The 22,823-nt window shown below is 71.6% G+C and carries 17 protein-coding genes; 10 read left to right on the top strand and 7 right to left on the bottom strand.

Features of this window, described 5'->3' with window-relative positions:
• The first annotated feature begins 28 nt into the window (after window positions 1–28).
• Complete coding sequence (locus GPA03_RS17330; protein WP_156253313.1) at window positions 29–1,411, top strand: FAD-binding oxidoreductase; 1,383 nt, start codon at window positions 29–31, stop codon at window positions 1,409–1,411.
• A gap of 58 nt (window positions 1,412–1,469) precedes the next feature.
• Window positions 1,470–2,669: an MFS transporter gene (locus GPA03_RS17325; RefSeq protein ID WP_156253312.1), complete on the top strand. Its 1,200-nt coding sequence runs from the start codon at window positions 1,470–1,472 to the stop codon at window positions 2,667–2,669.
• Here the strand turns inward: GPA03_RS17325 and GPA03_RS17320 are convergent.
• Window positions 2,653–5,361 (bottom strand): cation-translocating P-type ATPase, encoded by a 2,709-nt coding sequence (locus GPA03_RS17320; RefSeq protein ID WP_156253311.1) that lies wholly within the window; start codon window positions 5,359–5,361, stop codon window positions 2,653–2,655. The genes GPA03_RS17325 and GPA03_RS17320 overlap by 17 nt on opposite strands.
• 83 nt (window positions 5,362–5,444) lie before the next feature.
• On the opposite strand from GPA03_RS17320, the gene GPA03_RS17315 reads away from it, so the two are divergent.
• From GPA03_RS17315 to GPA03_RS17290, 6 genes are all read left to right on the top strand, one after another.
• The gene (locus GPA03_RS17315) at window positions 5,445–6,056 is read left to right on the top strand and encodes a class I SAM-dependent methyltransferase (protein WP_156253310.1); all 612 of its coding nucleotides are present in this window, start codon (window positions 5,445–5,447) and stop codon (window positions 6,054–6,056) included.
• 114 nt (window positions 6,057–6,170) lie between these two features.
• Window positions 6,171–9,119: a beta strand repeat-containing protein gene (locus tag GPA03_RS17310; protein WP_162458410.1), complete on the top strand. Its 2,949-nt coding sequence runs from the start codon at window positions 6,171–6,173 to the stop codon at window positions 9,117–9,119.
• Between the two features lie 20 nt (window positions 9,120–9,139).
• Complete coding sequence (locus GPA03_RS17305) at window positions 9,140–10,069, top strand: acetylxylan esterase (RefSeq protein WP_162458409.1); 930 nt, start codon at window positions 9,140–9,142, stop codon at window positions 10,067–10,069.
• A gap of 88 nt (window positions 10,070–10,157) precedes the next feature.
• Window positions 10,158–13,082 (top strand): glycosyl hydrolase, encoded by a 2,925-nt coding sequence (locus tag GPA03_RS17300; protein WP_156253307.1) that lies wholly within the window; start codon window positions 10,158–10,160, stop codon window positions 13,080–13,082.
• Between the two features lie 14 nt (window positions 13,083–13,096).
• Window positions 13,097–13,651 (top strand): MarR family winged helix-turn-helix transcriptional regulator, encoded by a 555-nt coding sequence (locus GPA03_RS17295; RefSeq protein ID WP_156253306.1) that lies wholly within the window; start codon window positions 13,097–13,099, stop codon window positions 13,649–13,651.
• Entirely contained in the window at window positions 13,639–14,214 is a 576-nt protein-coding gene (locus GPA03_RS17290; RefSeq protein WP_156253305.1) for a Uma2 family endonuclease, read from the top strand. Before GPA03_RS17295 ends, GPA03_RS17290 begins: the two co-directional genes overlap by 13 nt.
• Before the next feature lie 6 nt (window positions 14,215–14,220).
• On the opposite strand, the gene GPA03_RS17285 is transcribed toward GPA03_RS17290, so the two are convergent.
• The 5 genes from GPA03_RS17285 to GPA03_RS17265 form a co-directional block, all read right to left on the bottom strand.
• Window positions 14,221–15,267, bottom strand: coding sequence for a glycoside hydrolase family 43 protein (locus GPA03_RS17285; protein WP_156253304.1), 1,047 nt, complete (start codon window positions 15,265–15,267; stop codon window positions 14,221–14,223).
• A 55-nt stretch (window positions 15,268–15,322) separates the two neighbouring features.
• Window positions 15,323–16,276: an Lsr2 family DNA-binding protein gene (locus tag GPA03_RS17280; RefSeq protein WP_156253303.1), complete on the bottom strand. Its 954-nt coding sequence runs from the start codon at window positions 16,274–16,276 to the stop codon at window positions 15,323–15,325.
• 38 nt (window positions 16,277–16,314) lie between these two features.
• Window positions 16,315–16,998 (bottom strand): 2-phosphosulfolactate phosphatase, encoded by a 684-nt coding sequence (locus GPA03_RS17275; RefSeq protein ID WP_162458408.1) that lies wholly within the window; start codon window positions 16,996–16,998, stop codon window positions 16,315–16,317.
• A gap of 4 nt (window positions 16,999–17,002) precedes the next feature.
• A complete protein-coding gene (locus GPA03_RS17270; RefSeq protein WP_156253301.1) occupies window positions 17,003–17,740 on the bottom strand; it encodes a class I SAM-dependent methyltransferase in 738 nt (245 codons plus the stop codon).
• A 70-nt stretch (window positions 17,741–17,810) separates the two neighbouring features.
• Window positions 17,811–18,893: a serine hydrolase domain-containing protein gene (locus GPA03_RS17265; protein WP_156253300.1), complete on the bottom strand. Its 1,083-nt coding sequence runs from the start codon at window positions 18,891–18,893 to the stop codon at window positions 17,811–17,813.
• A 69-nt stretch (window positions 18,894–18,962) separates the two neighbouring features.
• Between GPA03_RS17265 and GPA03_RS17260 the strand changes: the two genes are divergently transcribed.
• The gene (locus GPA03_RS17260) at window positions 18,963–19,481 is read left to right on the top strand and encodes a PadR family transcriptional regulator (protein ID WP_156253299.1); all 519 of its coding nucleotides are present in this window, start codon (window positions 18,963–18,965) and stop codon (window positions 19,479–19,481) included.
• A gap of 165 nt (window positions 19,482–19,646) precedes the next feature.
• A complete protein-coding gene (locus GPA03_RS17255) occupies window positions 19,647–20,594 on the top strand; it encodes a hypothetical protein (RefSeq protein ID WP_156253298.1) in 948 nt (315 codons plus the stop codon).
• Window positions 20,595–20,651: 57 nt separating this feature from the next.
• Here the strand turns inward: GPA03_RS17255 and helR are convergent, their stop codons facing one another.
• Window positions 20,652–22,817: an RNA polymerase recycling motor ATPase HelR gene (helR, locus tag GPA03_RS17250; RefSeq protein WP_156253297.1), complete on the bottom strand. Its 2,166-nt coding sequence runs from the start codon at window positions 22,815–22,817 to the stop codon at window positions 20,652–20,654.
• Between the last annotated feature and the right edge of the window lie 6 nt (window positions 22,818–22,823).

Below are 22,823 nucleotides of genomic sequence, written 5' to 3'. Positions count from 1 at the left end.
GCGACCGCGCCCGACCGACACTCGTGCCATGACCTCCATGACTGATGACACCGGCGTCGACGAGCTCCGGTTCCGCCTCCACGGCGGCCTGCACGAGCCCGGCGACCCCTCCTACGACGACACCTGCACGCTCTTCAACACGATGATCGAGCGACGGCCGCGCTACGTGGCCACGTGCGTGAGCGTCGACGACGTCGTCGCGGCACTCGCGTTCGCCCGCAGCCACGACCTCCCGGTCGCCGTGCGCGCCGGTGGCCACTCGGTGGCCGGCCTCTCGCTCTGCGACGACGGGCTGGTCCTCGACGTGCGCGGCATGGCCGACATCGAGGTCGATCCGGAACGACGGATCGCCCGCATCGGTGGTGGGGCGATCTGGGCCGACGTCGACCGCGCGACCCAGGAGCACGGCCTGGCCACCACCGGTGGCCGGGTCTCCACGACTGGGGTCGCGGGCCTCACCCTCGGCGGTGGCTCCGGCTGGCTCGAGCGCAAGCACGGACTGGCGTGCGACAACCTCGTGGCGGCCGACGTCGTGACGGCCGACGGCGAGGTGCTGCGGGCCAGCGAGGACGAGAACCCGGACCTGCTGTGGGCGCTGCGCGGTGGTGGCGGCAGCTTCGGCGTGGTCACCGCGGTCGAGATGAGGCTGCATCCGCTCGGACCGGAGGTCTTCAGCGGCATCGCGCTGTTCACCGCCGACCGCGCGCACGAGGTGCTGCGAACGTTCCGAGACGTGATGAACGGCGCCCCCGAGGAGCTCTCCCTGGCCTGCGCGTTCCTTCACCCGCCGGCGGGCGCCGAGGGTTTCCCGCCGCACCTGGTGGGCCAGGAGCTGGTGGCCGTGCTCGGGATGTGGGCCGGTTCCCTCGCCGACGGCGAGCGGGCGCTCGAGCCCATCCGCGCGCTCGGTCCCGATGCCGACCTGTTCGGCCCCACGCCGTATGCCGACTTCCAGTGCTCGCTCGACGACCCGCCCGGGTTCCGGAACTACTGGACCGCCGAGAGCGTCACCGACCTGCCCGAGGAGGCGATCGAGCTGATCGTCACGCGGGCGCACGAGCTGTCCCCGGGAGCATCGATGCTGTTCATCGTCGCGTGGGGCGGCGCCCTTGCTGAGGTCGGCGCCGATACCTCACCGCTGGCCGGCCGGGAGGCACGATTCCTCGTCCATCCGCTGCTGCTGTGGGAGCAGCCTGCCGACGACGAGCGCAACATCGCCCTCGGCCGCGCCTTCCGCAGCGACATGGAGCCGTTCTCGGTGGGCGCGACGTACCCGAACTTCCTCGGTGCGGAGGGCGGCCGACGGATGCGGGCGGCGTTCGGGGACAGCGCCGAGCGCCTGGCGGCGATCAAGGCGGCGTACGACCCCACCGATGTCTTCCGCACCCACCAGGCGATCGCCGCGATCTGACCTGTGAGATCGTCCGTGGTGACCGGCGGCATCCCGCCGCCGGGCGGACGAGGCGGACGTGGGGCAGAGACGAGACGGCGCGCAGGCGGCGAGCCGGTGGACGCCGGCGCTGGTGGCGCTCGTGTTCCTCGTGGCGCTCAACCTGCGCCCGGCCGTCACCTCCGTGGGGCCGGTGCTCCCCCGGATGGCGGACGAGCTGGCGCTGTCCGAGCCGCTGCAAGGGCTGCTCGGGGCGCTGCCGCTGCTCGCCTTCGCCGTCGGGTCACCGCTGGTGCACCGGCTGACGCGGCGCACCGGGGTGGATGTCGCGCTGCTGCTCGCGCTGCTGCTGCTCGCCGCCGGACTCGCGCTGCGTTCGTTCACCGGGCTGCCGGGGCTGTGGATCGGCACCGTGATCGCCGGCCTGGCGATCGCCGTCGGGAACGTCCTCGTGCCCGTGGTGGTGCGCCGCGACTACCGCTCCCGCGTGGCTGTGGCCACCGGCTTCTTCACCATGTTCATGACCGTGGCGGCCGCGACCGCGTCGGGCACCGCAGTGCCGCTCGCGGACGTCTGGGGCTGGCGGGGTGCGCTCGGCTTCTGGGCGATCCCCGCGCTCGCGGTGGCCGCGATCTGGATCGTGCGGATGCGGATCGCACCCTCGCCGCCGAGCCCGTTGCCGAAGCCGGGCGCGATGACGGTGAGCGTCTGGCGTCAACCCACCGCGTGGTTCGTGACCGCGCTCATGGGTCTGCAGTCCACCTCCTTCTACATCCTCGTCACGTGGCTCCCCACGATCGAGGCGGCTGCAGGTGTCCGCGACGACGCCGCCGGGGTGCACCTGTCGGTCTACCAGCTGGTGGGCACCGTGAGCGGCCTGACGATCCCGCTGCTGATGCGCCGCACCGGGTCCCTCGTGACGGCGGCCGTGACGGCGAGCGCCCCGATGCTCGTGGCCGCGCTCGGACTGCTGCTCGCACCCGGGTTGCCCGTGCTCTGGGTGATCTTCGCCGGGCTCAGCTCGGGCGCCTCCCTCGTGGTGGCGCTCACGCTGATCGGTGTTCGTGGCCGCACCCACGCCGAGACCACCCAGCTCTCCGGCATGGCTCAGGCGGTCGGCTACCTGCTCGCCGCGTGCGGCCCGGTCGCCGCCGGCTGGCTCGCGCAGGCGAGCGGTGGCTGGCAAGCGCCGCTGGTCATGCTCGCGATGATCGCGGCGGTGCAGGTGGTGGCCGCCGTGCTCGCCGGCGGGGACCGCCCGGTCAGCGCCGCCGCGTGACCGCCTTCACTAGCTCGACGGCGAGGAACACCAGGGCGGCGAACCCCGCCGTCATCAACCACTCGCGCACCCCGATCGGGGTCGAGCCGAACCACGCGTTCATGAAGGGGACGTAGGTGAAGACGACCTGCAGCAGCACCAACGCGGCCCCCGAGATCCAGATGACGGGGTTGCCGGTGAGCACCCTCCTCGTCAGCGCCGACCTGGTCAGCAGGCGGCACGAGAACAGGAACGCGAGCTGCCCGAGCGCCAGCATCAGCACGGCCGTGGTCTGCGCGGACGCGAGGTCCGCACCGAGCTGCAGCTCGGTGAGGTAGGCCAGCAGCGCGGCCCCGCCGATCAGCAGCGAGGCCGCGATCACGATCACCAGCGCCTGCGGCGAGAGCACCTGCTCCTTCGGCGAGCGTGGCCGGCGCTCCATGATGCCGGGCTCGGCCGGCTCGCGAGCCAGTGCCAGCGACAGCGTGATGGCGGTGATGAGGTTGATCCACAGGATCTGCACCGGCGTCAGCGGCAGAGCCAGGCCCAGCAGCACGGCGCTGAGGATGACGAGCGCCTGCGCCCCGTTGGTCGGCAGCAGGAACACGACCGACTTGCGGATGTTGTCGTAGATCCGCCGCCCCTCCTCGACCGCGCGCACGATCGTGGCGAAGTTGTCGTCGCCGAGCACGATGTCGGCGGCGTCCTTGGTGGCCTCGGTGCCCTTGATGCCCATCGCCACGCCGACGTCGGCGCGCGTGATCGAGGGTGCGTCGTTGACGCCGTCACCGGTCATCGCAGCGACCTCGCCGCGACTCTGCAGCGCCCGGACGATGCGAAGCTTGTGCTCCGGAGAGGTGCGGGCGTAGACGTCGATGTCGCGGACCACCCGGCGCAGCTGGTCCTGGTTCATGGCCTCGAGCTCGGGTCCGGTCAGCGCCGCCACCTCGCCCTCGCTCGCGACGACGCCGAGCTCGCGCGCGATCGCGGTCGCGGTGCCCTTGTGGTCGCCCGTGATCATCTTGACCCGGATGCCGGCGGTGTGCGCCTCCGCGATGGCGGCCGTGGCCTCCGGCCGGGGCGGGTCCACGATGCCGACCAGACCCAGGAAGGTCGCTCCGCCGTCGAGATCGGCGAGGGCGATCGAGGTGACACCCTCGGCCGGTCGGCGCGCGACCGACAGCACCCGTAGACCCTGCGCGGAGAGCTCGTCGATGCGGCGGGACCAGGCGGCGCGGTCGAGCGGCTCGGGGCCGTCCGGTCCGAGCTCGAGATCGGAACGGTCGAGCAGCGGCCCGGGTGCGCCGAGCATGTGGATCGCGCGGAGCGGCTCGCCGAAGGCCTCGGCACCGACGTCGTCGAGCGTGGCCGAGAACTTGTGCGTCGACTCGAACGGCACCTGGGCCACGCGCGTGACCGCGCCGAGCGGGGCGCCGGCCTTGTGCGCCAGCACGTCGACGGCGCCCTCGGTGGGTTGCCCCACCACGCGCCAACCGTCCTCGCCACGCTCCACGCGGGCGTCGTTGCACACACCTCCGGCCAGGACCAGGGCGGCGAGATCGGGATGGGAGGAGAGCTCCGCCGTCGAGCCATCGATCGTGACCCGCCCCTCGGGGGCGTACCCGATCCCCTCGACGGCGTAGCTCGCCACCCGGGTGACGACCGCCCGGGCCGTCATCTCGTTCTGGGTGAGCGTGCCGGTCTTGTCGGAGCAGATCGTGGTGACCGAGCCGAGGGTCTCCACCGAGGCCATCTTGCGGGTGATCGCACGGTGGCGGGCCATCTGCTGGACGCCGAGAGCGAGCGTGATGGTGACGAGCGCGGGCAGCCCCTCCGGCACGGCGGCCACCGCGAACCCGATGGCGGCGGAGATCAGCTCGTCGCCGGAGAAGTCGTGCACCAGGCGGCCCACCAGCAGCATCGCGAACGCCGCCAGGCCGATGCCGACCGAGAGCTGCTTGCCCAGGTGCGCCAGCTGGCGGGTGAGCGGGGTGTCGATCTGGTCCTGCTCGGAGACCAGCGTGGAGATGCGCCCGATCTCGGTGCGCGCGCCGGTCGCCACCACCAGACCGGTGCCGTTGCCGGCCGTGACGATCGTGCCGGAGAACAGCAGGCTGGCGCGATCACCGACGCCCGAGTCGAGCGAGACCGCCTCCACCTGCTTGGTGGCGGGCACGGACTCGCCGGTGAGGGCGGACTCGTCGACCTGCAGGTTGGTGCCGTCGAGAAGGCGAAGGTCGGCGGGGACCCGGTCGCCGCTGCGGACGCGGACGATGTCACCGGCCACGAGGGTCGCGGCGTCGCGGACGCCCCAGACGTCCTCGCGAAGGACCTGCGCGTCCAGGGACTGCATCCGCTGCAGGCCCGCGAGCGCGTCGGCGGCGCGGCCCTCCTGGATGAAGCCGATCAGCGCCGTCACGACGATCACCACGACGATGACCGTGAAGTCCACCCAGTCGGTGCTGATCGCCTTGAGGATCGCAGCCGCGAGCAGGATGTAGGTGAGCACGTCGTCGAGCTGGGTCAGCAGCCGGCGCCACCACGGGCGCTGCCGGGGGGTGGCGAGCTCGTTGCGGCCGTCGCGCTCGAGGCGAGCCGACGCCTCCTCGTTGCTCAGGCCGCCCGGGGCGGAGCCGGTCGCGCTCCGAAGCTCGTCGGGACTCGCCGCCCACGGGGCCGCGAGCGGGCTGGACTCGGTGGTCTCGGTCGCCATGACACCTCCGCGCCCCAGTGTGTCCTACGGCCGGACGACGGCGACAGGACCTTTGCCCCGCGCGCGTGCGCGAAACTGTGGGCATGGTCGAGAAGAGCCTCTGGACGCGGCAGGTCGAGCGGAACCCCGAGCACTCGCACTGGTACGTCCAACGCTTCAAGGAGATGGCCGCCGCCGGGCAGGACCTGCACGGCGAGGCACGGTTCGTCGACGCGATGGTCGGACGCAGCGCTCGGATCCTCGACGCCGGATGCGGTCCGGGTCGGCTGGGTGGTGAGCTGGCACGGCGAGGGCACCACGTGGTCGGGGTGGACGTCGACCCGGTCCTGATCCAGGAGGCGCAGGCCGAGCACCCAGACGCGACCTGGCTCACCCAGGACCTCGCCGAGCTCGACCTCCACGGCGCCGGGGTACGCGAGCCGTTCGACGTGATCGTCTCGGCCGGCAACGTGATGACATTCCTCGCCCCCAGCACGCGCCGGCTCGTGCTGGCGAACCTGGCCGGGGTGCTGGCCGACGACGGCCGGCTGGTCGCGGGGTTCGGCGCCGGCCGGGGCTATGAGTTCGACGAGTTCTACACCGACGCGCGGGAGTCCGGGCTCGCGCTCGACCTCACACTCTCCACGTGGGATCTACGTCCGTTCGACCCGACCTCCGACTTCTTGGTCGCGATCCTGCGCCGTTCAGTCGGGTGAGCACCCGAGCGGGGGTTCCCGTTTCGGCGCTCGACCGATAGGGTCTCCACGATTCTTGAATCGACAAGTATGCGGGGGGACGTCGTGACGGGTACCGACAGGGACCGGACAGCCGTGCGTCGAGTGAGAGCGCTGGGCTCGACGGCGGCCGTCGCGGCTGTGTTGTCACTGGCGGGGCTCACGCCGCCGGCGAGCGCCGCGGGCGTCACGTGGTACGTCGACCAGAGCACCGGGACGGATGCCCCGGTGTGCGGCAGCAGCACGGGCGCGAACGCCTGCGCGAGCATCGGCGCGGCACTGGTCCAAGCGGGTGCCGACGATATCGTGTCGATCGCCGCGGGCAGCTACGCCGAGACGCTGCCGATCACGACGGCGGTGACGCTCCAGGGCAGCGGTGCTGCCGACGTGGTGCTGGCGGGTACCGACGCCACTCAGCCCACGATCGTCGTCAACGCAGCCGTTCGGATCGCCGACATGACGATCCAGCCTGCTCCTGGCGCGAGCGTGGGGCAACCCGTCATCGATATCGAGCACGACCGTGCCCTGGTGCTGAGCCGGGCCGCGGTGAACGGCGCGCCCGGAGACCCGGCCACAGCGGTCGGTGTGCTCGCCGGCGTCGGGAGCACGCTGACGGTCGAGGACTCGACGATGTCCGGGCTCTTCACCGCGATCGGGGCAGGCGCCGACGAGCTCACCGGCACGAACACCGGTCCGGCCACGGTCTCGATCAGCTCGAGCTCGCTCGACGGGAACGGCAACGGCGTCGCCGCGTTCGCGGGGACCGTGACGATCGTCGGCGGTTCGATCTCCGAGAACATGGGCAACGCCATCGTGTCGTACGGGCCCGATGTGGTGATCGATGCCACCGGGACGGCGATCAGCGGCAACGGCGGCGCGACCGGCGGGACGTTCAGCGGCAGCGTCGCGCTCCAGGCCGGCGGCACGTTCACCGGGCACGGCGTCACGATGGACGGCAACCGCAACGGCGTGACGCTCGAAGGTGGCGATCTCACGCTGATCAACAGCTCGGTGACCAACAGCCTCGACGGAGACGGAGCGGCGATCCTGGCTCGGCCCGGAGCATCGGATGCCGGTGTGCTGACGCCGACGGTCAGCCTCACCGGGACCGAGCTCTCCGGTCACTACGCCGGGCTGATCGTCGACTCGGGGCAGACGCAGATCATCAGCAGCACGATCGCGGACAACCGAGCCGGCATCGTCACGCACGCCTCGGTCGAGCCGGGGCGCCTCGAGCTCGTCGAGAGCGTCGTGACAGGCAACGGCGACGGCGCACCAGGCGAGGTCCCACCAGCCGGAGTCGCGCTCGAGGGAGCCACCGAGGCGATCGTGACCGACAGCCAGATCACCGACAACACGTTCGGCTTCATCTCCTACGCAGGATCACAGGCCACCGTCACCGGCAGCACGATCTCCGAGAACGACTGGGTCGGTCTCGCTGCGTTCGGCTCCGGAAGCGGGGCGACGGTCGATGTCACCGGCACCTCGATCATGGGCAACGGGCTCGACGTCTCGTCCGAGCTGGCCGGCCCGGTCTTCGGCGGCATCGTCGTCCAGGAGGCCACGATCACGGGGAACGAGCTGACCGTCAGCGGCAACGCCGCCGGTGCCATCGTCCTCGGCGGCAACCTCACGCTCACGGACAGCACGATCAACGACAACGTGCGGACCCCCCTCGACGACGTCATCGGCCTACCGATCACCGGGCGAGGAGTGCTCGCCAGTGACCTCGGCGCGGCGACACCCGTCAGCGTCCACCTCCTGCGGACCGAGGTCGCAGGCAACGACGCAGACGGCGTGCAGATCTCGGGTGGCGCCGGCGTGATCGAGCTCAGCACCATCGCCGAGAACGGCGGGGCGGGGATCAGCACCGAGGTGCCCGGCGGTGACGTGACCGAGGCTCCGACGGGATCGCTGCTGGTGGCAGGTAGCACGGTTGCCGAGAATGCCGAGGCCGCGTTGCAGCTCGGCGAGCAGCTTCTCGAGGTGAGCGTGATCGGTTCGATCGTGCACTCGCCCGAGGCTGTGCCCGCGTGCGCGGGCGAGCCGGCCGCGCTCGTGGACACCCGTTTCAACGTGGTCTCCGACGAGAGCTGCGCGTTCGACGCCGCCAGCGTGGTCGCCGACCCGGAGCTGGAGCCGCTGGCCGACAACGGCGGCCCCACCCGGACCGCGCTGCCGAGCCCGACCGGCCCGGCCATGAACCTGGTCCCGGCAGGCACCTCGGTGCCCTGGGCCGACAGCACCATCGACCTGTGCCCCGGAGACGTGGACCAGCGCGGCACCGGATACCCCCGGCTGACCGGCAGCGGCTGCGACGCCGGAGCCGTGGAACGCACCAGCGGGCTGATCACCGTGACCGCCGGCGACGCCACCACCTACGAGGGCGCGTTCGAGCCCGAGATCACGCCCAGCTTCGACGGGTTCCTGGGCGGCGACACCGTGGCCGACCTCGACACGCTGCCCACCTGCGGCTACGACCTCGAAGCCGCCACCACGTTCTGCTCCGGCGCCGCCGACGACTTCTACTCCTTCGAGTACATCGACGGCGCCCTGACCGTGCTGGACCCGCTGGTCATCGTGACCGACTCCCTGCCCGGCGCCACCGTGGGCCAGGAGTACTCGGTCACCCTGGAGGCGACCGGCGGCGACGGCGGCCCCTACACCTGGGGCATCCAGGAAGGCACCCTGCCGGCTGGTCTGCAGATCGACACCGCCACCGGTGAGATCTCCGGGATCCCCGAGACCGCTGGCCCGGCGACCTTCACCGTGTTCGTGGGCGACCCGATCCTCAAGGAGTTCACGATCACCGTCGAGGCAGCCCCGGTCGAACCCACCGACCCGCCGACCACCGACGAGCCGACCGGAGCTCCCACCACGGTCGAGCCCACCGATGCGGCTCCCGCGCCCACCGGTGGCTCGGGCGGCGCGGACCAGGGCCTCCCGGACACGGGCTCCGGCGGTCTGACCACGGTGGCCCTCAGCGCGGCGGTCCTGCTGCTCGCCGGTGCCGTCCTGCTCGTCGCCCGACGACGGCGGGCGTAGCCGCTGCCAGGATGGTCGGCATGAGTGCGGCTCTCCCGCTGGATGCGCACCGCGGCAAGCTGACCGGGGACGTCCTGACCGGGCCGGCTGACTTCGACGCGTTCTGGCGAGGCCGGTACGACGCCGCTGCCGCCGTCGAACCTCGTGCTCGACGGGTCAGCGAGATCAGTCGCGAGCCCGGGTGGCGGCTGAGCGAGGTGCGCTTCACCAGCACCGACGGCATCGAGCTGGGCGCGTTCCTGCTCGAGCCCGACGGCGGTGTGGAGCGCGTGGTGGTCGGCCTCGCCGGGTACGGGGGTGCGCACGAGCCGTTCGACCCCTTGCGCCGCCCCGGGGTGGCCGAGTTGTCACCCGCGGTGCGTGGCATGCCCGCGCTGAGCGAGCTGCCCGGGGTGCCGAACGTCGCCGCGGAGCACGTGCTGCACGGGATCGCCGCACGCGAGAGCTACATCATCGGTGGGTGCGTGGAGGATGTCTGGGTCTCGATCACCGCGGCGCAGGAGCTGTTCCCCGGTGCCAGCCGGGTAGATCTCCGGGGCGGCAGCTTCGGTGGCGGGCTCGGTGCGCTCGCCCTGCCGTGGGACGAGCGCATCACGGCAGGCGCGCTCAGCGTCCCGACGTTCGGGAACCACCCGGCGCGGCTGCGGACACCGTGCACCGGCAGCGGCGAGTCGGTGCGGCTGCTGGCGCAGCGGGACCCGAGCGTCGTGGCGACGGTGCGGTACTTCGACGCCGCGACCGCGGCCGCCCGGGTGGGGGTTCCGGTGCTGGTCGGGGCGGCGCGGGTCGATCCTGCGGTACCACCGGTGGGTCAGTTCGCCGTCTACGAGGCGCTGGCGGGACCGAAGATGCTGGTCGAGCTCACCGCCGGGCACCTGGAGTTCGACGGCGTCGAGCGTGAGAAGGCAACCTTCCACGGCGCCACCCTGGGCTGGCTGGACCTGCTCTAGCACTGGGTGCATCTATTGTCGTGACGACACTACCGGGGGTAGGATCGCCGTCGTCAGTGCCGTTCGACGACGAACGAGAGCGAGTCCCATGTCCATCGAGACGTTCCGCACCGAGGTAGCCGCGCCGGCGATCGAGTGCCGACCCGAGCTGCGGTGGTGGCTGGCCGAGGGGCTGCATACCGACGAGACGCTGCGGCGCGAGGTCGCCGACGCCCATCGGCTCGGGTTCGGCGGCATGGAGTTCCTCGCGATGGACGAGGGCGACATCGACCACAGCCGCTACGGGTGGGGCGCCGAGGAGTGGGTCCACGACTCCCAGGTGGTGGTCGAGGAGACGACGAAGCGGGGCATGTCGGTCAGCTTCACCTCGGGGACGAACTGGTCCAACGCCAACCTCCCCAGCATCACCCCGGACGAGCGTGCGGCGGCTCAGGAGCTGGATGTCGCCGTCGAGGATCTCGACGGCGGTGCGTCCCGTTCCGGGCCGCTTCCGCGGATCGACCTCGCAGGACCGGTCGCCCAGACCACGCTGCCCGGGCACCGGGGCACGATCACCGAGCAGCACCTCGTGGCGGTGGTGGCGGCACGCGTGCTCGGCGACGGCGTGCTCGACGCTGCCTCGGTCATCGACCTCACCGGCCAGGTGAAGGAGGAGTCGCTGGAGTGGACCACACCTGATGGCGAGTGGCGACTCTTCAGCTACTGGATGCACGGGACCGGACAGACGGCGAGCCCGTCTGCATCCGTCAACTACACCGTCAATTATCTCGACCGTGACGGCGTCGACGCGGTGATCGCCTACTGGAGCGACGTGGTGCTGACACCCGAGCTGCGCGAGCAGATCGCCGCGAACCCGCGCGCGCAGATGTACATGGACTCGCTCGAGCTGTCGACGTTCGGCGCCGGTGGGCTGTTCTGGGGGTGGACCGTGGCCGAGGAGTTCCGCACCCGGCGCGGCTACGACATCACCCCGTGGCTGCCGTTCCTGACCCGGGATGCGGTGTTCATGGCCGTCTCGACCGTGTACCACCACCAGCCCGCCGAGGCGGATCGCGTCACGGTCGCCAAGGTCCGCTTCGACTACGTGCGCACCCTGACCGACCTGTACATCGAGAACATGCTGCGCCCGTTCGCGACGTTCCTGCACTCGGTGGGGCTCACGCTGCGGTCCGAGATCAGCTACGGGCTCCCGTTCGAGCTCACCCGCCCCGGTCCCGAGGTCGACGGCATCGAGACCGAGTCGCTCGAGTTCGGTGCGCAGATCGACGCCTACCGCCTGCTCGCCGGGCCCGCGCACCTGTTCGGCAAGCAGTACTCCTCCGAGACCGGGGCGACCACGCGCAACCACATGCTCGACCACCGCTTCTACGACCAGATCATCGCCACCCAGCTCGCGGCCGGCATCACCAAGACGGTCCTGCACGGCTGGGCCAGCCCGGCCGGTGCCGAGGGTGCGACCGAGTGGCCGGGGCACGAGGGCATGTGGCCGATGTTCTCCGAGCGCTTCGACACCCGGCAGCCCGCCTCCGAGTTCTACCCGCTGTGGAACGCCGCCATCGGGCGCCTCCAATACGCGCTGCGGCGCGGGAAGCCCCGCATCGACGTCGGCATCCTGCGCACGGACCACTTCACCGACAACCTCGTCGGGATGACACTCATCGGTCCCGACGGCGAACGCATCCCCGACGAGGTCGCCTACGGCACCATGTGGATGCGGAACCGTGAGAACCACTGGTGGCAGGACCTGTCGATGCAGGATGCCGGCTTCACCTACGAGTTCTTCGACGGGGCGTTGCTCATGCGGGACGATGTCACCTTCGATGGTGAGGTCGTGCAACCTGTCGGGCCCGGGTACAGCGCTCTGATCGTCTACCAGGCGGAGCTCGACGCGGACGTCGCTGCGCACCTGCTCGCGTGGGCGCGGCGCGGGCTCCGGCTGGTCGTCGTCAACGGGGTGCGGGAGGTGGAGCACCTGCAGGCGGGACGGCATCGGCTCCACGAGCGTGCGGCTGCACGAACGCCGGGTCTCGACGGCCGCGACGAGGAGCTGGCCGCGACGATGGCCGCGCTGCGCGAGCAGCCGGGCGTCGTCGAGGTGGGCTCACCGGCCGAGGTGGTCGCCGCCCTCGACGGACTGGGGGTGACCGGGCGGGCTCGGTTCGTCGAGGACAACCAGGAGGTGCTCACCCACCTGCGCGAGGACGGCGACCTGCTCGTCCTCTACGCCTACCACTTCCTCTACGAGTCGCCCGAGGCGACCGCCGTGCAGATCCGGCTGCCCGGCGAGGGTGCCGTGCACCGCCTCGATGCCTGGTCGGGCGAGCTGTACCCGCACGCGGGCGTGAGGCCCGACGGCGGGTCCACTGTCGTCGAGCTCACCCTCGCTCCCGGTGAGGTCGCTGTGCTGGTGCTGGACCGGGCCGCCGAGGCGAGGCTCTCCCCGAGCCCGACCCGAGAGACGGTGACCGAGCTGACCGGGTGGAGCGCCGCCGTCGAGAGCTGGGACGCGGGCGAGGCCGAGGTCATCACCGAGGATCGCGGGCTGGGGTACGTGACGCGCGAGGTGCGCCCGACGACGGCGGTGACCCGGATCGAGGTCGGGGCCACGGAGCTGGCGCCGTGGACCGCGCTCGAGAGGGTGGGACCCGAGGTGTCCGGCGTGGGCGAGTACCGGGCGCAGCTGACCGTGCCGCAGCCGGCTGGCGGCGTGCGCTACCTGCTGGATCTCGGATCGACGGCCGGTGGGCTCGGTTCGGTGCAGCTCGGGGATGGGCCAGTGCGCGGGTTCGACACCTCCCGCCCGGTGGTCGACGTGACCGCCGACCTGCACGGGGGTGAGGTCGAGGTGGTGGTCCGGACGGCGAGCTCGCTCAACAACCGGCTGCTGGCGCGCGGCTACTACGACCGGGTCCCCGATGTGATGCTGCAGACGACGGGTGTCGAGCAGACGCAGCAGGCGATCGTCCGGGAGCATGGGCTGCTGGGACCGGTGCGTCTGGTACGTGAAGGCTGAGAGCGGGAGGTGCCGTGGCGCGAGGTGATGTGGGGGACCCCGCGGCCGCTGACCTCAGCCCGGTCATCGGGCCGGGGTCGGACGACCTGCTGACCTCGATCACCACGATCGTGCACTGGGCCGACAGCACGCCGGTGCGGCGGCATGCGATGGCGGCCGTCGACTTCCCCTACGACGACATGGGCATGTTCCTGGTGGTCAACCAGCTCTCCTACAACGGGGCGATGCGCCCGGCTGAGCTCGTGCAGGTGCTCGGGGCGACGGCGACCAACATGAGCAAGATCGTGGGCCGGCTGGTCGATGCCGGGCTCGTGGTGCGGGTGGCAGCGCCCGACGACGACCGCGGCGTTCTCGTGGCCCTCACCGAGCAGGGGCGCGAGATCGGCGGGCGCATCATCGCGCGCGCCGAGTCGGCTCTGGGCGCCGCCCTCTCGGAGTGGTCGGCCGAGGAGGTCCGGGTGCTCAGCAGGATGCTCGCCCGGTTCGCGCAGGAGACGACCGCGGACCCGCTCGGTCGGTGGATGCATTCTGGTCATCGTGAACGAGAGGAGGCACCATGGTCACCATGACGGCGGCGCACGCGTTGCAGAGCGACCTCATCATCCGCGAGGGGCCGTTCACCGTCGCCGAGCGCGATGGGTGGCCCGATGACGGGCGTCGGCACGAGCTGCTCGAGGGGCTGCTGGTGATGGCACCGACGCCCAGCGTGCCGCACCAGATCATCGTGGGCTCGCTCTATACGTTGCTCCGCGCGCACGCGCCGCGCGAGTTCCGGGTTCTCGTGGCCCCGACCGATGTCGTCCTGGGTCCACGCACGGTCATCGAACCCGACGTCATCGTGGTTCGACGGTCTGACTCCGAGGGTGAACGACTTCAAGGGATTCCGCTCCTCGCCGTCGAAGTAGCCTCGCCGTCGACCCGACTGCTCGACCTCGGTCGCAAGAAGGACCTGCTCGCCCAGGCGGGCTGCCCGTCGTACTGGACGATCGAACCGACCGGTCCTGTCGTCACGGTCTGGGCACTGAGCGACGGGGAGTACATCGAGACGACCCGCGTCCGTGCAGATCAGGCGCACCCGGTGACATTGCCGTTCCCCGTGACGATCACGCCGGCGGATCTCCTGGACGACTGAGCGACCTCAGACCCGGCGACCGGTGACCCGGAGTCCGCCAGGGGTGGCGAGCACGTCGTGGATCTCCGCGCGTACGCGCGGCGTGTTCATGCCTCGGTGCAGAACGAGCACGAGATCGCCGTCATGGGTCGTGAGCGGCATGCCGTGACCGGCGTTGCCCTCGACCAGCACCTCGCCCTGCTCCCACGGCCCGCGCAGCGAGCCGGAGCGGGAGATCGCCTGGGTCTCGACGTACTCGCCGCCGGTGAGCTGCTCGTCCGGTCGGTAGGACGCCCAGATCATCGCGAGCGCGCCGCCGGGCAGCGGCCACAGCTGTGGGCCGTCGGTCACGTAGGGCGCGAGCGCGGACGCGGTGGGAGCCACGCTGCGGTACCAGGGCGCCTCGGAGGCGCGGAACAGGTGCACGGGGTCACCGATGACATCCAGGTCCTCGCTCAGCGGGACGGCCTCCATGGTGCCGTCGACGGCCTGCACCCATTCGTGCGCGTAGACGAGCCAGGCGGCGCCCTGCTCGTCGCGGATGAGCGTGCCGTCCAGGGCCATGAACTCCCACGGCGTGTGCGGTCGCTGCGGGTCGAGCAGCTCGAACGGGCCGCGCGGATCGTCGGATACCGCGAGCACGGTGCCGCGTCGCACCGGTGTGAAGTCGCCCCAGCCCGAGGACGACATCGCGATGCGGGTGCCGCGCTGGGCGGCTTCGGGCAACCGGTCGGCCGGGTTGTGCAGCGTGGTCGCCAGCACGTACCGCCCGTTCCAGCGGTGCACCTCGGGTGCCCACGGAGCGACCGCAGGATCGGCCCACGCGCCCTCGGGAACCTGGAACACCGCCGTCGGCGATCCCCACGAGACCAGGTCCGGGCTCCACCATGCGAGGACGCCGGTTCCCGGCGGCACCGGGTAGTCCGACCCTTCAGGTATCTGTCGCGGCCAGCGCCCCGAGTCGTAGGCGGTGTAGAGCAGGTAGCCGCCCTCGACGGCGAGCACGTAGGGGTCGTGGCACGGGACGTCGTCGAGCGGGTGCGGCGCCGCGAGCGGCTGCGAGATCGAAGGCACGCTCCATCCTTGCGCGTCGAGCTGCCGTCAGACGGGGGTTCCGTACCGTCGACCGTCAGCGGCTGCGGCGGTCGAAGGCGGCGCGGACGTCGGCGGGGATGCGTCCCCGCGCGGATACCGCGAACCCGTTCGCCTGCGCCCAGGCACGGATCGCGGCGGGGCTCGGCGCTGCACCGGAGGACAACTCCTCGGTGCGCGCGGTGCCATGCACGTCGCCCTCGACCTCGATCAGCGCGGCCGCCAGGAACCGGTAGGTCCATTCCTGCGCGAGCGCACGGGTCTCGCAGAAGACGATCGGCACCTGCGGGAACCGGGCGTGGTGCTCTGCCACGGCCTCCGCCGCGACGGATCCACGCACGTACTCGAGCGCGAAGAGCTTTGAGTAGCGGTCCTCGACCACCACAGCTGCTCTGGGAACCTGGCTCAGGTCTGCCGCGAGATAGCGCATCTTGCCCGAGGTGAGCGTCGCGACGAGGTCCTGCAGGCTCTTGCGCTCCACCGACGCGACGACCGCGCCGTCGACCTCGACCGCGTAGTCGCCCGCCGCGAGCGCCGCGCGGCGTGTGGTCACCTGTTGATGCGTGAAGCGCCACGCGTACCGCTCGTGACTGTCGACGACGATCTCCAGGTCCGCCAACCCGCTCGCCCGAGCGGTCGGGATGCTGACGGCGGGGCGCGCCTGCTTCGCCGTCCGTGCGGTCTGCCAGAACACCGCCTCACGGCCGCCCTTGACGCGCGTGAGCACGAACTGGCTTCGGTTCTCGCGCGACCGATCCAGCACCAGGTCGATCGCGGCCCCGCGGCGCACGCACGAGCGGACCGGAACCGACTCCAGCACCTCGGGGTCGCTCGGCCAGCCGACCGCCCGGTGGCAGTACACCTTGCCGGTGCGGGGCCACATCTCACGGGCCTTCAGCACGATGCCGTCGGCACCGAGCGGGATCCGGAGCAGGTACGGCAGCGTGCTGGCATCCTCGGGGTTTCGTGCGATGACGAAGTCCTCAGCCACGACTCCAGCCTATGGCTGGGCCGGGTCGGGTGGAGGGGTCAGCGCGTCGCGACAGCGAGCAGCCCGCCCTCCTGCGGCACGGCCTGCAGCGCGTGATCGAACGCGTCGATCTCGAGGCACCGCCGCAGGTCGTCCGGGTCCACACCTGGGTTGGCAGGGTCCGCGCCCTTCTCGGCACATTCGCGCCCGGCGTCCGAGCGCACCACGCGCTCGAGGTAGGCCGCAGGATCGACCTGGCCTGCGCCGTCGAGCATCGCGATGAGGTAGTCGGCGAGGGCGACGTCCTCGTCCCCCTCGGTCGGGACGAGGAGCAGCCGCGTGGGGGCGAGGGCACGCACGGCGCGCGCCGTGGCAGCAGCCGTGACGAACGACGCGCACAGCACCGCCGGCACGGCGCTGACGGCGTGCGCTCCCCTGGTCCCGTTGCCCGTCACCTGGATCACGGTCGCGCCGCTCAGGTCCTCGCGCGCGATCCGGCCAGGCGCGTTGGGCAGCGGGAAGCGGAGGTCGACGTGACGGTCGGTGAGCAGCAACGCGTCCGGGTAGCGCTCGTCGCGTGCGGTCACGGCGGCATCGGCTCCTGGCGCGAGCAGCAACCGCTCGGCGCCGCGCGCAAGGCACCACGGCGCGACCGTGAAGGCGCGGACCACGTCGATGACCACGGCGACGTCCGCCTCGATCGGCCCCTGCAGGTCGTTGACGTGCCGCGTGAGGATCTCCACCGCGTCAGGGTAGGCGGCGCGCGAGCATGCTGAACGCGTTGGGCAGCCGGCCGTCCCATGCGCCGGCCGTCTCACCCTCGGGCTTCCAGAACGGCTCGGGGTGCTCCTGGAGATGCTCGACGGCGAAGCCCGCCTCGAGCGTGTCGGTCACCATCTGCGCGAGCGTGCGCTGGTGCTCGTAGGCACCCCGGGCCGGGAAGGTGTCGTTGACGTGGCCCGGCGCGAAGTAGGAGCGATCCGCGCGGACGCGCGCCTCGCCGGGCTCCCACGTCCACAGCGGTACGAGCGGGTGCGCCTCGTAGACGAAGAACGCGCCACCCGGCCGCAGGATCCTGCGCATCTCGGCGAGGAAGCTCGCGAGGTCGGCGACCCAGATCAGCGCGCCCTTGCCGGTATAGACGACGTCGGCGCCGGCGTCGGGCAGGCCCGTCCCGGGCAGCTCCACCTCCTGGTAGCGGCACGGGAGGTCGAGCGCGTCGGCGCGTGCTTGGGCGGACCGCACAGCAGCCGGGCTGTAGTCGAGGCCGAGCACGCTCGCGGCGCCGAGCCTGGCGAGCGCGAGGTCGTCGAGGCCGTGGCCACTCATCGGGTGGACGACGGCGGCGCGCTGCACCTCGGCCGTGAGCACCTCCTCCTCGATGGGCTCGAGTCGGTAGCTGCGCGCCATCTCGAGGTGTTGCGCTGCTTCGTGCTCGTACTTCTCCGAGGCGGCCGCCCAGGCCTGGCGTGTCCGGTCGTCCATGTCGCCGATCCTGCCGGACGGCGTCCTTCCAGGCCTCGGATTTTCGCCGCGCCGTGCCGTCCTGCGGATCTCACGCGAGCAGTCGCGCGATCTGCACGTGGATCCTGAAGCTCTGCTGCATCGCGCGGTCGGAGTGAAAGTTGAGCACCACGTACGCACCCTGCTCCGGGTAGGCGAACACGTGGGTGGCCCAGAACCCGAGGTGACCCACCGGCTCGGGCAGCCCGCGCATCAGCAGTGGCACGAGCTCACCGAACCTCAGCGTCATGGTGCCTGCGCCGTACGCGATACCGCGGCGGAACCGGTGGCGCGGTCGCTGCAGGTGCGCGAACGTGTCGGCTCCGAGAAGGACGCCACCGCGCAACGCCTTCAGGTACCGCACCCAGTCGTGCGGCGGCGCCACGATGTTGCCGCCCGCCCAGTCGAGGCTCACGGCGTGCGCGCGCGACAGCTCGTGGCCGCCGATCCAGAAGGGCTCGACGTCGAGATCGCTCAGGTCGTCGGGGATCAGCGTGGCGTCGTAGGGCGTCGAGGCACGCTCCATCCCGGCGGGCTCGAAGATCCGCGTGCGCAGCAGGTCCGCGAGCGCGGTCCCGGTCGCTTCCTCCGCAATGCGTCCCAGCAGCACCCAGTTGGTGTCGGAGTACACGAACCGCTCGCCCGGCCGCCCGTGCGCCGGCAACGTCCCGGCCTCGTTCAGCAGGTCGGTCGGCGTGAACCGGCGTTCCGGGTGCTTGAGGATGGCGTGTGCGGACGCGGCCGTGTCCCGCCCGCGGGGTGGCTCGAAGAAGTCCGGTAGCCCGGAGGTCTGGTCGAGCAGGTGGTCGATGGTGATACCGGTGGCGACCTCCACACCCGCAGCGGCCGGGAGCGCCGCGAGGTCCGCGGGCGGCAGCAGCGCGCCGAGCGGGGAATCGAAGCTCAGCCGGCCCCGCTCGACGAGCTGCGCGACGAGCGTGGCCGTGAGCAACTTCCCCGCGCTGGCGCCGTGGAACGGCCGGTCGACCTGGCCGAACTCGAACGACCAGTCGGGTGTCTGCACGAGCACCTGGGGCGCCGGCAGCCGCGGGGCTCGCCTGCGAGCGAGGCGCTCCAACGAGCGCTCCAGCTTGACGAGTCGCGCGGGTGTGGTTGCCGTCGGTGTGGTCACCATGACTCCAATCTATCTCATAGATAGGTCTACTAGACATGTCTATGACGTCAAGGACTCTAGGCTGGCGGGGTGGCCCACGTGATCCTCGGCCTGCTGCTCCTCGCGCCGCAGAGCCTCTACGACCTGATCAAGTCGTTCGAGGCCGGCGTCTCGCTCTTCTACAGCGTGTCCTCAGGCAGCATCAAGCGCGCGCTCGACGGCCTGCTCGCCGACGGCCACATCGAGGTGGCCAGCACCGACGGCGCCCGCGGACGCAAGGTCTATCGCGTGACCGACTCCGGCCGGGAGGCGTTCCGCCGCTGGATGACCGGCGAGCCGACCGGGGACGCCGAGACGGCCGCGCTGTCGCGCCTGTACTTGCTCGGACTCCTGCCCGCCGACGACCGCGCGACCGTGCTGCGGCGGATCGGTCAGCGCCTCGAGGCCGAGCTGCAGGAGCTCGAACGGCTCGCCGATCGACTCGCGGAGATCGAGATCCCCGAGCACCAGCGCGACATCGCCACCTACCAGCTCGCGACCCTTGAGTACGGGCTCAGCGCCCACCGTCACGCAGCGACGTTCTTCCGGGACCTGCTCGACAAGGAGTAGCCGAGCGGGGCAGTGCTTGCGGTGCGGATGCGACGCACCCAGTACGTCCGATCCGCATCACAGTGACTCTGAGCTGTGTCCACAGGGTGCTGCCGATGCCGCTTTGTCCACAGCACCCCCTCGACAGCGAGGCGCTCCGGGCTGTGGATCTGCCACGGTTCCGCGATGACCGAGCGGTTCGATACCGGCGACCAGGCACTGTGCGAGCTGCTGCTCCGCCAGGATGGCGTCGTCTCCCGGCGGCAGCTGCTGGCGATGGGTGCCCGGCGGCACGACCTCGAACGCATGCTCCGCCGCCGCGAGCTCCGGCGCCTGTGCGCCGGCGTCTACGTCAACCACACCGGGCCACCCACGCAACGGCAGCGCGAATGGGCAGCTGTGCTCGCAGCGTGGCCCGCCGCACTCACCGGGCCGTCGGCGCTGCCCGGGACGACACCCGGCAAGGTGCACGTCGCGATCGCCCGAGGCCGCACGGTCTGCGCGCAGGACGGCGTGGTGATCCACCGCACGAGCCACCTGCGGCAACGCGTGCTCTGGTACCGCGCACCCCCGCGCATGCGAGTCGAGCACGCTCTCGTCGAGGTGATGTCTCAACGGCTCGGTGCCCACGACGTCGCCGGCGCCTTCTCCGAGCTGACCCGCGTCGCATACTCCAGGCAGACGACGGCCGAGCGAATCCTTGACACGCTCACCAGCCGGCGCCGCGTGCCCGGCCGGACACTGATCCGCGCGATGCTGGAGGACTGGCGCGACGGCGTGTGCTCGGTCCTCGAGCGCGGCTACCGGTCGGAGGTCGAGCGAACCCACGGCCTGCCGCGCGCCAGTCGTCAGCACCCGAGTGACGCCACCGGCGCCCGGATCCATCAGGATGTCCGGTACCAGCGCTACTCGCTGGTGGTCGAGCTCGACGGCCTCGTCTTCCACGCCGACGCCGATTCTCGCGACCACGACGCCGCTCGAGACCTCGCCGAGCTCGCCACGTCCGGAGCCCCGACGGCGCGGGTCACCTACGGCCTGGTGTTCCGCACCGCCGGGTGGATCGCCGAGATCCTCCGCCACCGCGGCTGGACCGGCACGCTCACGCCGTGTCCCCGCTGCCCGCCGCGCGCGTGACGCTAACGATGCGGATCGGACGCGCATGCCACGTCCTATCCGCATCACAAGCGTTGTTCAGGCCGTGAGGACCACCAGTTCCTGCGTGGCGCGGGTCATCGAGACGTACCGGTCCACGGCTCCCTCGATCCCGTCACCGAGCGCGGCAGGCTCGACGAGCACGACCAGGTCGAACTCGAGGCCCTTGGCCAACGTCGGCGTCAGGGACCGCACGCGCTCGGTGGTCTCCAGGTCGCCAGCGCCGATCACGCAGGCGATGCCCTCGTGCTCCGCGAGCCAGCCGTCCAGGATCGAGGTGAGCTCCGCCGTCGACCCCTCCCGGACACCTCGACCGGTGCGGCGGATCGAGGTCGGCACGTTGGCGTCCGGCAGCGCGGCGCGGATGACCGGCTCGGCGTAGTCCATCACCTCGGCCGGGGTGCGGTAGTTGACGCCGAGCGAGCTGATCCGCGCGTTCCGGACGCCGACGCGCTCCAGCCGCTCCAGCCACGACTCCGTGAAGCCGTGGCGGGCCTGCGCCCGGTCACCCACGATCGTCAGGCTCCCGGAGGGGCAGCGCCGCAGCACCATCTGCCACTCGGCGTCGGTCAGCTCCTGCGCCTCGTCGAGGACCACGTGCGCGAACGGGCCCGCGAGCGCGTCCCGCTCCCGCTCCGGCAGCCGCGAGGTGTCCACCAGCGCGTCCCGCAGGTCGCCGCCACGGAGCATGCTCATGACCTGCAGGTCGCTGTCGTCGTGCTCGATGAGGTCGGAGACGATGCCGTCCATGTCCGCTCGCTGCTGCGCGATCATGGCGCGACGGCGGCGGGTCACCTTCTCGATCTCGGGGTCACCCAGGCGGTCGCGTGCGGCATCGAGCAGCGGCAGGTCCGCGACGGTCCACCTGTGCGGGCGCTTCCGTTGCAGCGCGGCGACCTCGTCGCGGCCGAGCCACGGCGCGGCCATCCGGAGGTAGGCGGGCACCGACCAGAGGTCGCCCACCACGTCGGAAGGCTGGAGCAGCGGCCACGCGCCGCCGAGCACGTCGGAAAGCGCACGATCGCTCTGCAGCACGCGCCGCAGCAGCTCCGGCTCCGCCTCCTCGAGCTGGTCGGCCACGGCCTCGACGAGCTCGTCCCAGATCAGCTCGCGGGCCTCGTTGTGCGGCGTGCCACGAGCGGCGTCGAAGGCGGTGGCCCAGTCGTCGGCGCGCACCCAGGCATCACCCCAGGGGGTCTCGACCTCGACGCGCTCGGTGGGCGGATCCTCGTAGAACCGCACGGCCGACTCGATCGCAGCCACCATCTCGGCGCTGCCCTTGAGGCGGGCGACCTCGGGATCCGGCTCAGGCTCCGCCGTCGTCCCTTCGGGGAGGAGATCGCGCAACGTGACGGTGCGGACATCGTCCTCGCCCAGGCTGGGCAGCACGTCGGCGGTGTAGCTGACGTAGTGCTGGTGCGGGCCGAGCACGAGCACCCCGCCGCCACGGCCGTCGAGGCGGGGATCGGTGTAGGTGAGGTACGCGGCGCGGTGCAGGGCGACGACCGTCTTGCCGGTGCCCGGCCCGCCGTCGACGACCAGCGCACCGGCGCTGGGCGCCCGCACGATCGCGTCCTGATCAGCGGCGATAGTGCCGAGCACGTCCCGCATCTGGGGCGACCGGCTCGCACCGAGGCTCGCGATGAAGGCGGACTGGTCGTCGAGGGCCGGCGAGGCCGCGAGCGCATCGCCAGCCTGCTCCAGGACGAACGCCTCGTCCCAGTAGTCGACGATGCGGCCGTTGGCCCACCGGAAGCGGCGGCGGCTCGCGAGCCCCATGGGATGCGCGTGCGTGGCGGCGAAGAACGGCTCGGCAGCGGGCGAGCGCCAGTCGACGAGGAGGCTGCCGCCGGCGCCGTCGGTGACACCGATGCGCCCGATGTAGGTGGCCTCGCCCGCCTCGGTGACGATGCGGCCGAGGCAGAGGTCGAGCCCGTAGCGGCGCAAGGTCCGCAGCCGGGCGGTCATGGCGTGGATGCGCTGGTCGCGCTCCAGCGCCTCGGTGCCGCTACCACCCGGGGCGCGGCGCTCGGCGGCAAGGCGGCTCTCCAGGTCGGCGATCTGGGTCTCGAGGCTGGTGGCGATGTCGGCGAGATGGTCCTCGTCGGCGGCGATGAGGCTGGGGTCGGCCTTGGCCGAGAGCCGGTCGGGAAGGGCGAACGGACTGGTCGAGGGCAGGGCTGCGACGCGGTGGGACGAAGGCATGGTCGG

This window comes from Pseudactinotalea terrae (assembly GCF_009733845.1).
Classification (GTDB): Bacteria; Actinomycetota; Actinomycetes; order Actinomycetales; family Beutenbergiaceae; genus Pseudactinotalea; species Pseudactinotalea terrae.
The sequence above is the reverse complement of the archived record's forward strand: the minus strand, read 5'-3'. Positions and strand labels throughout refer to the sequence as shown.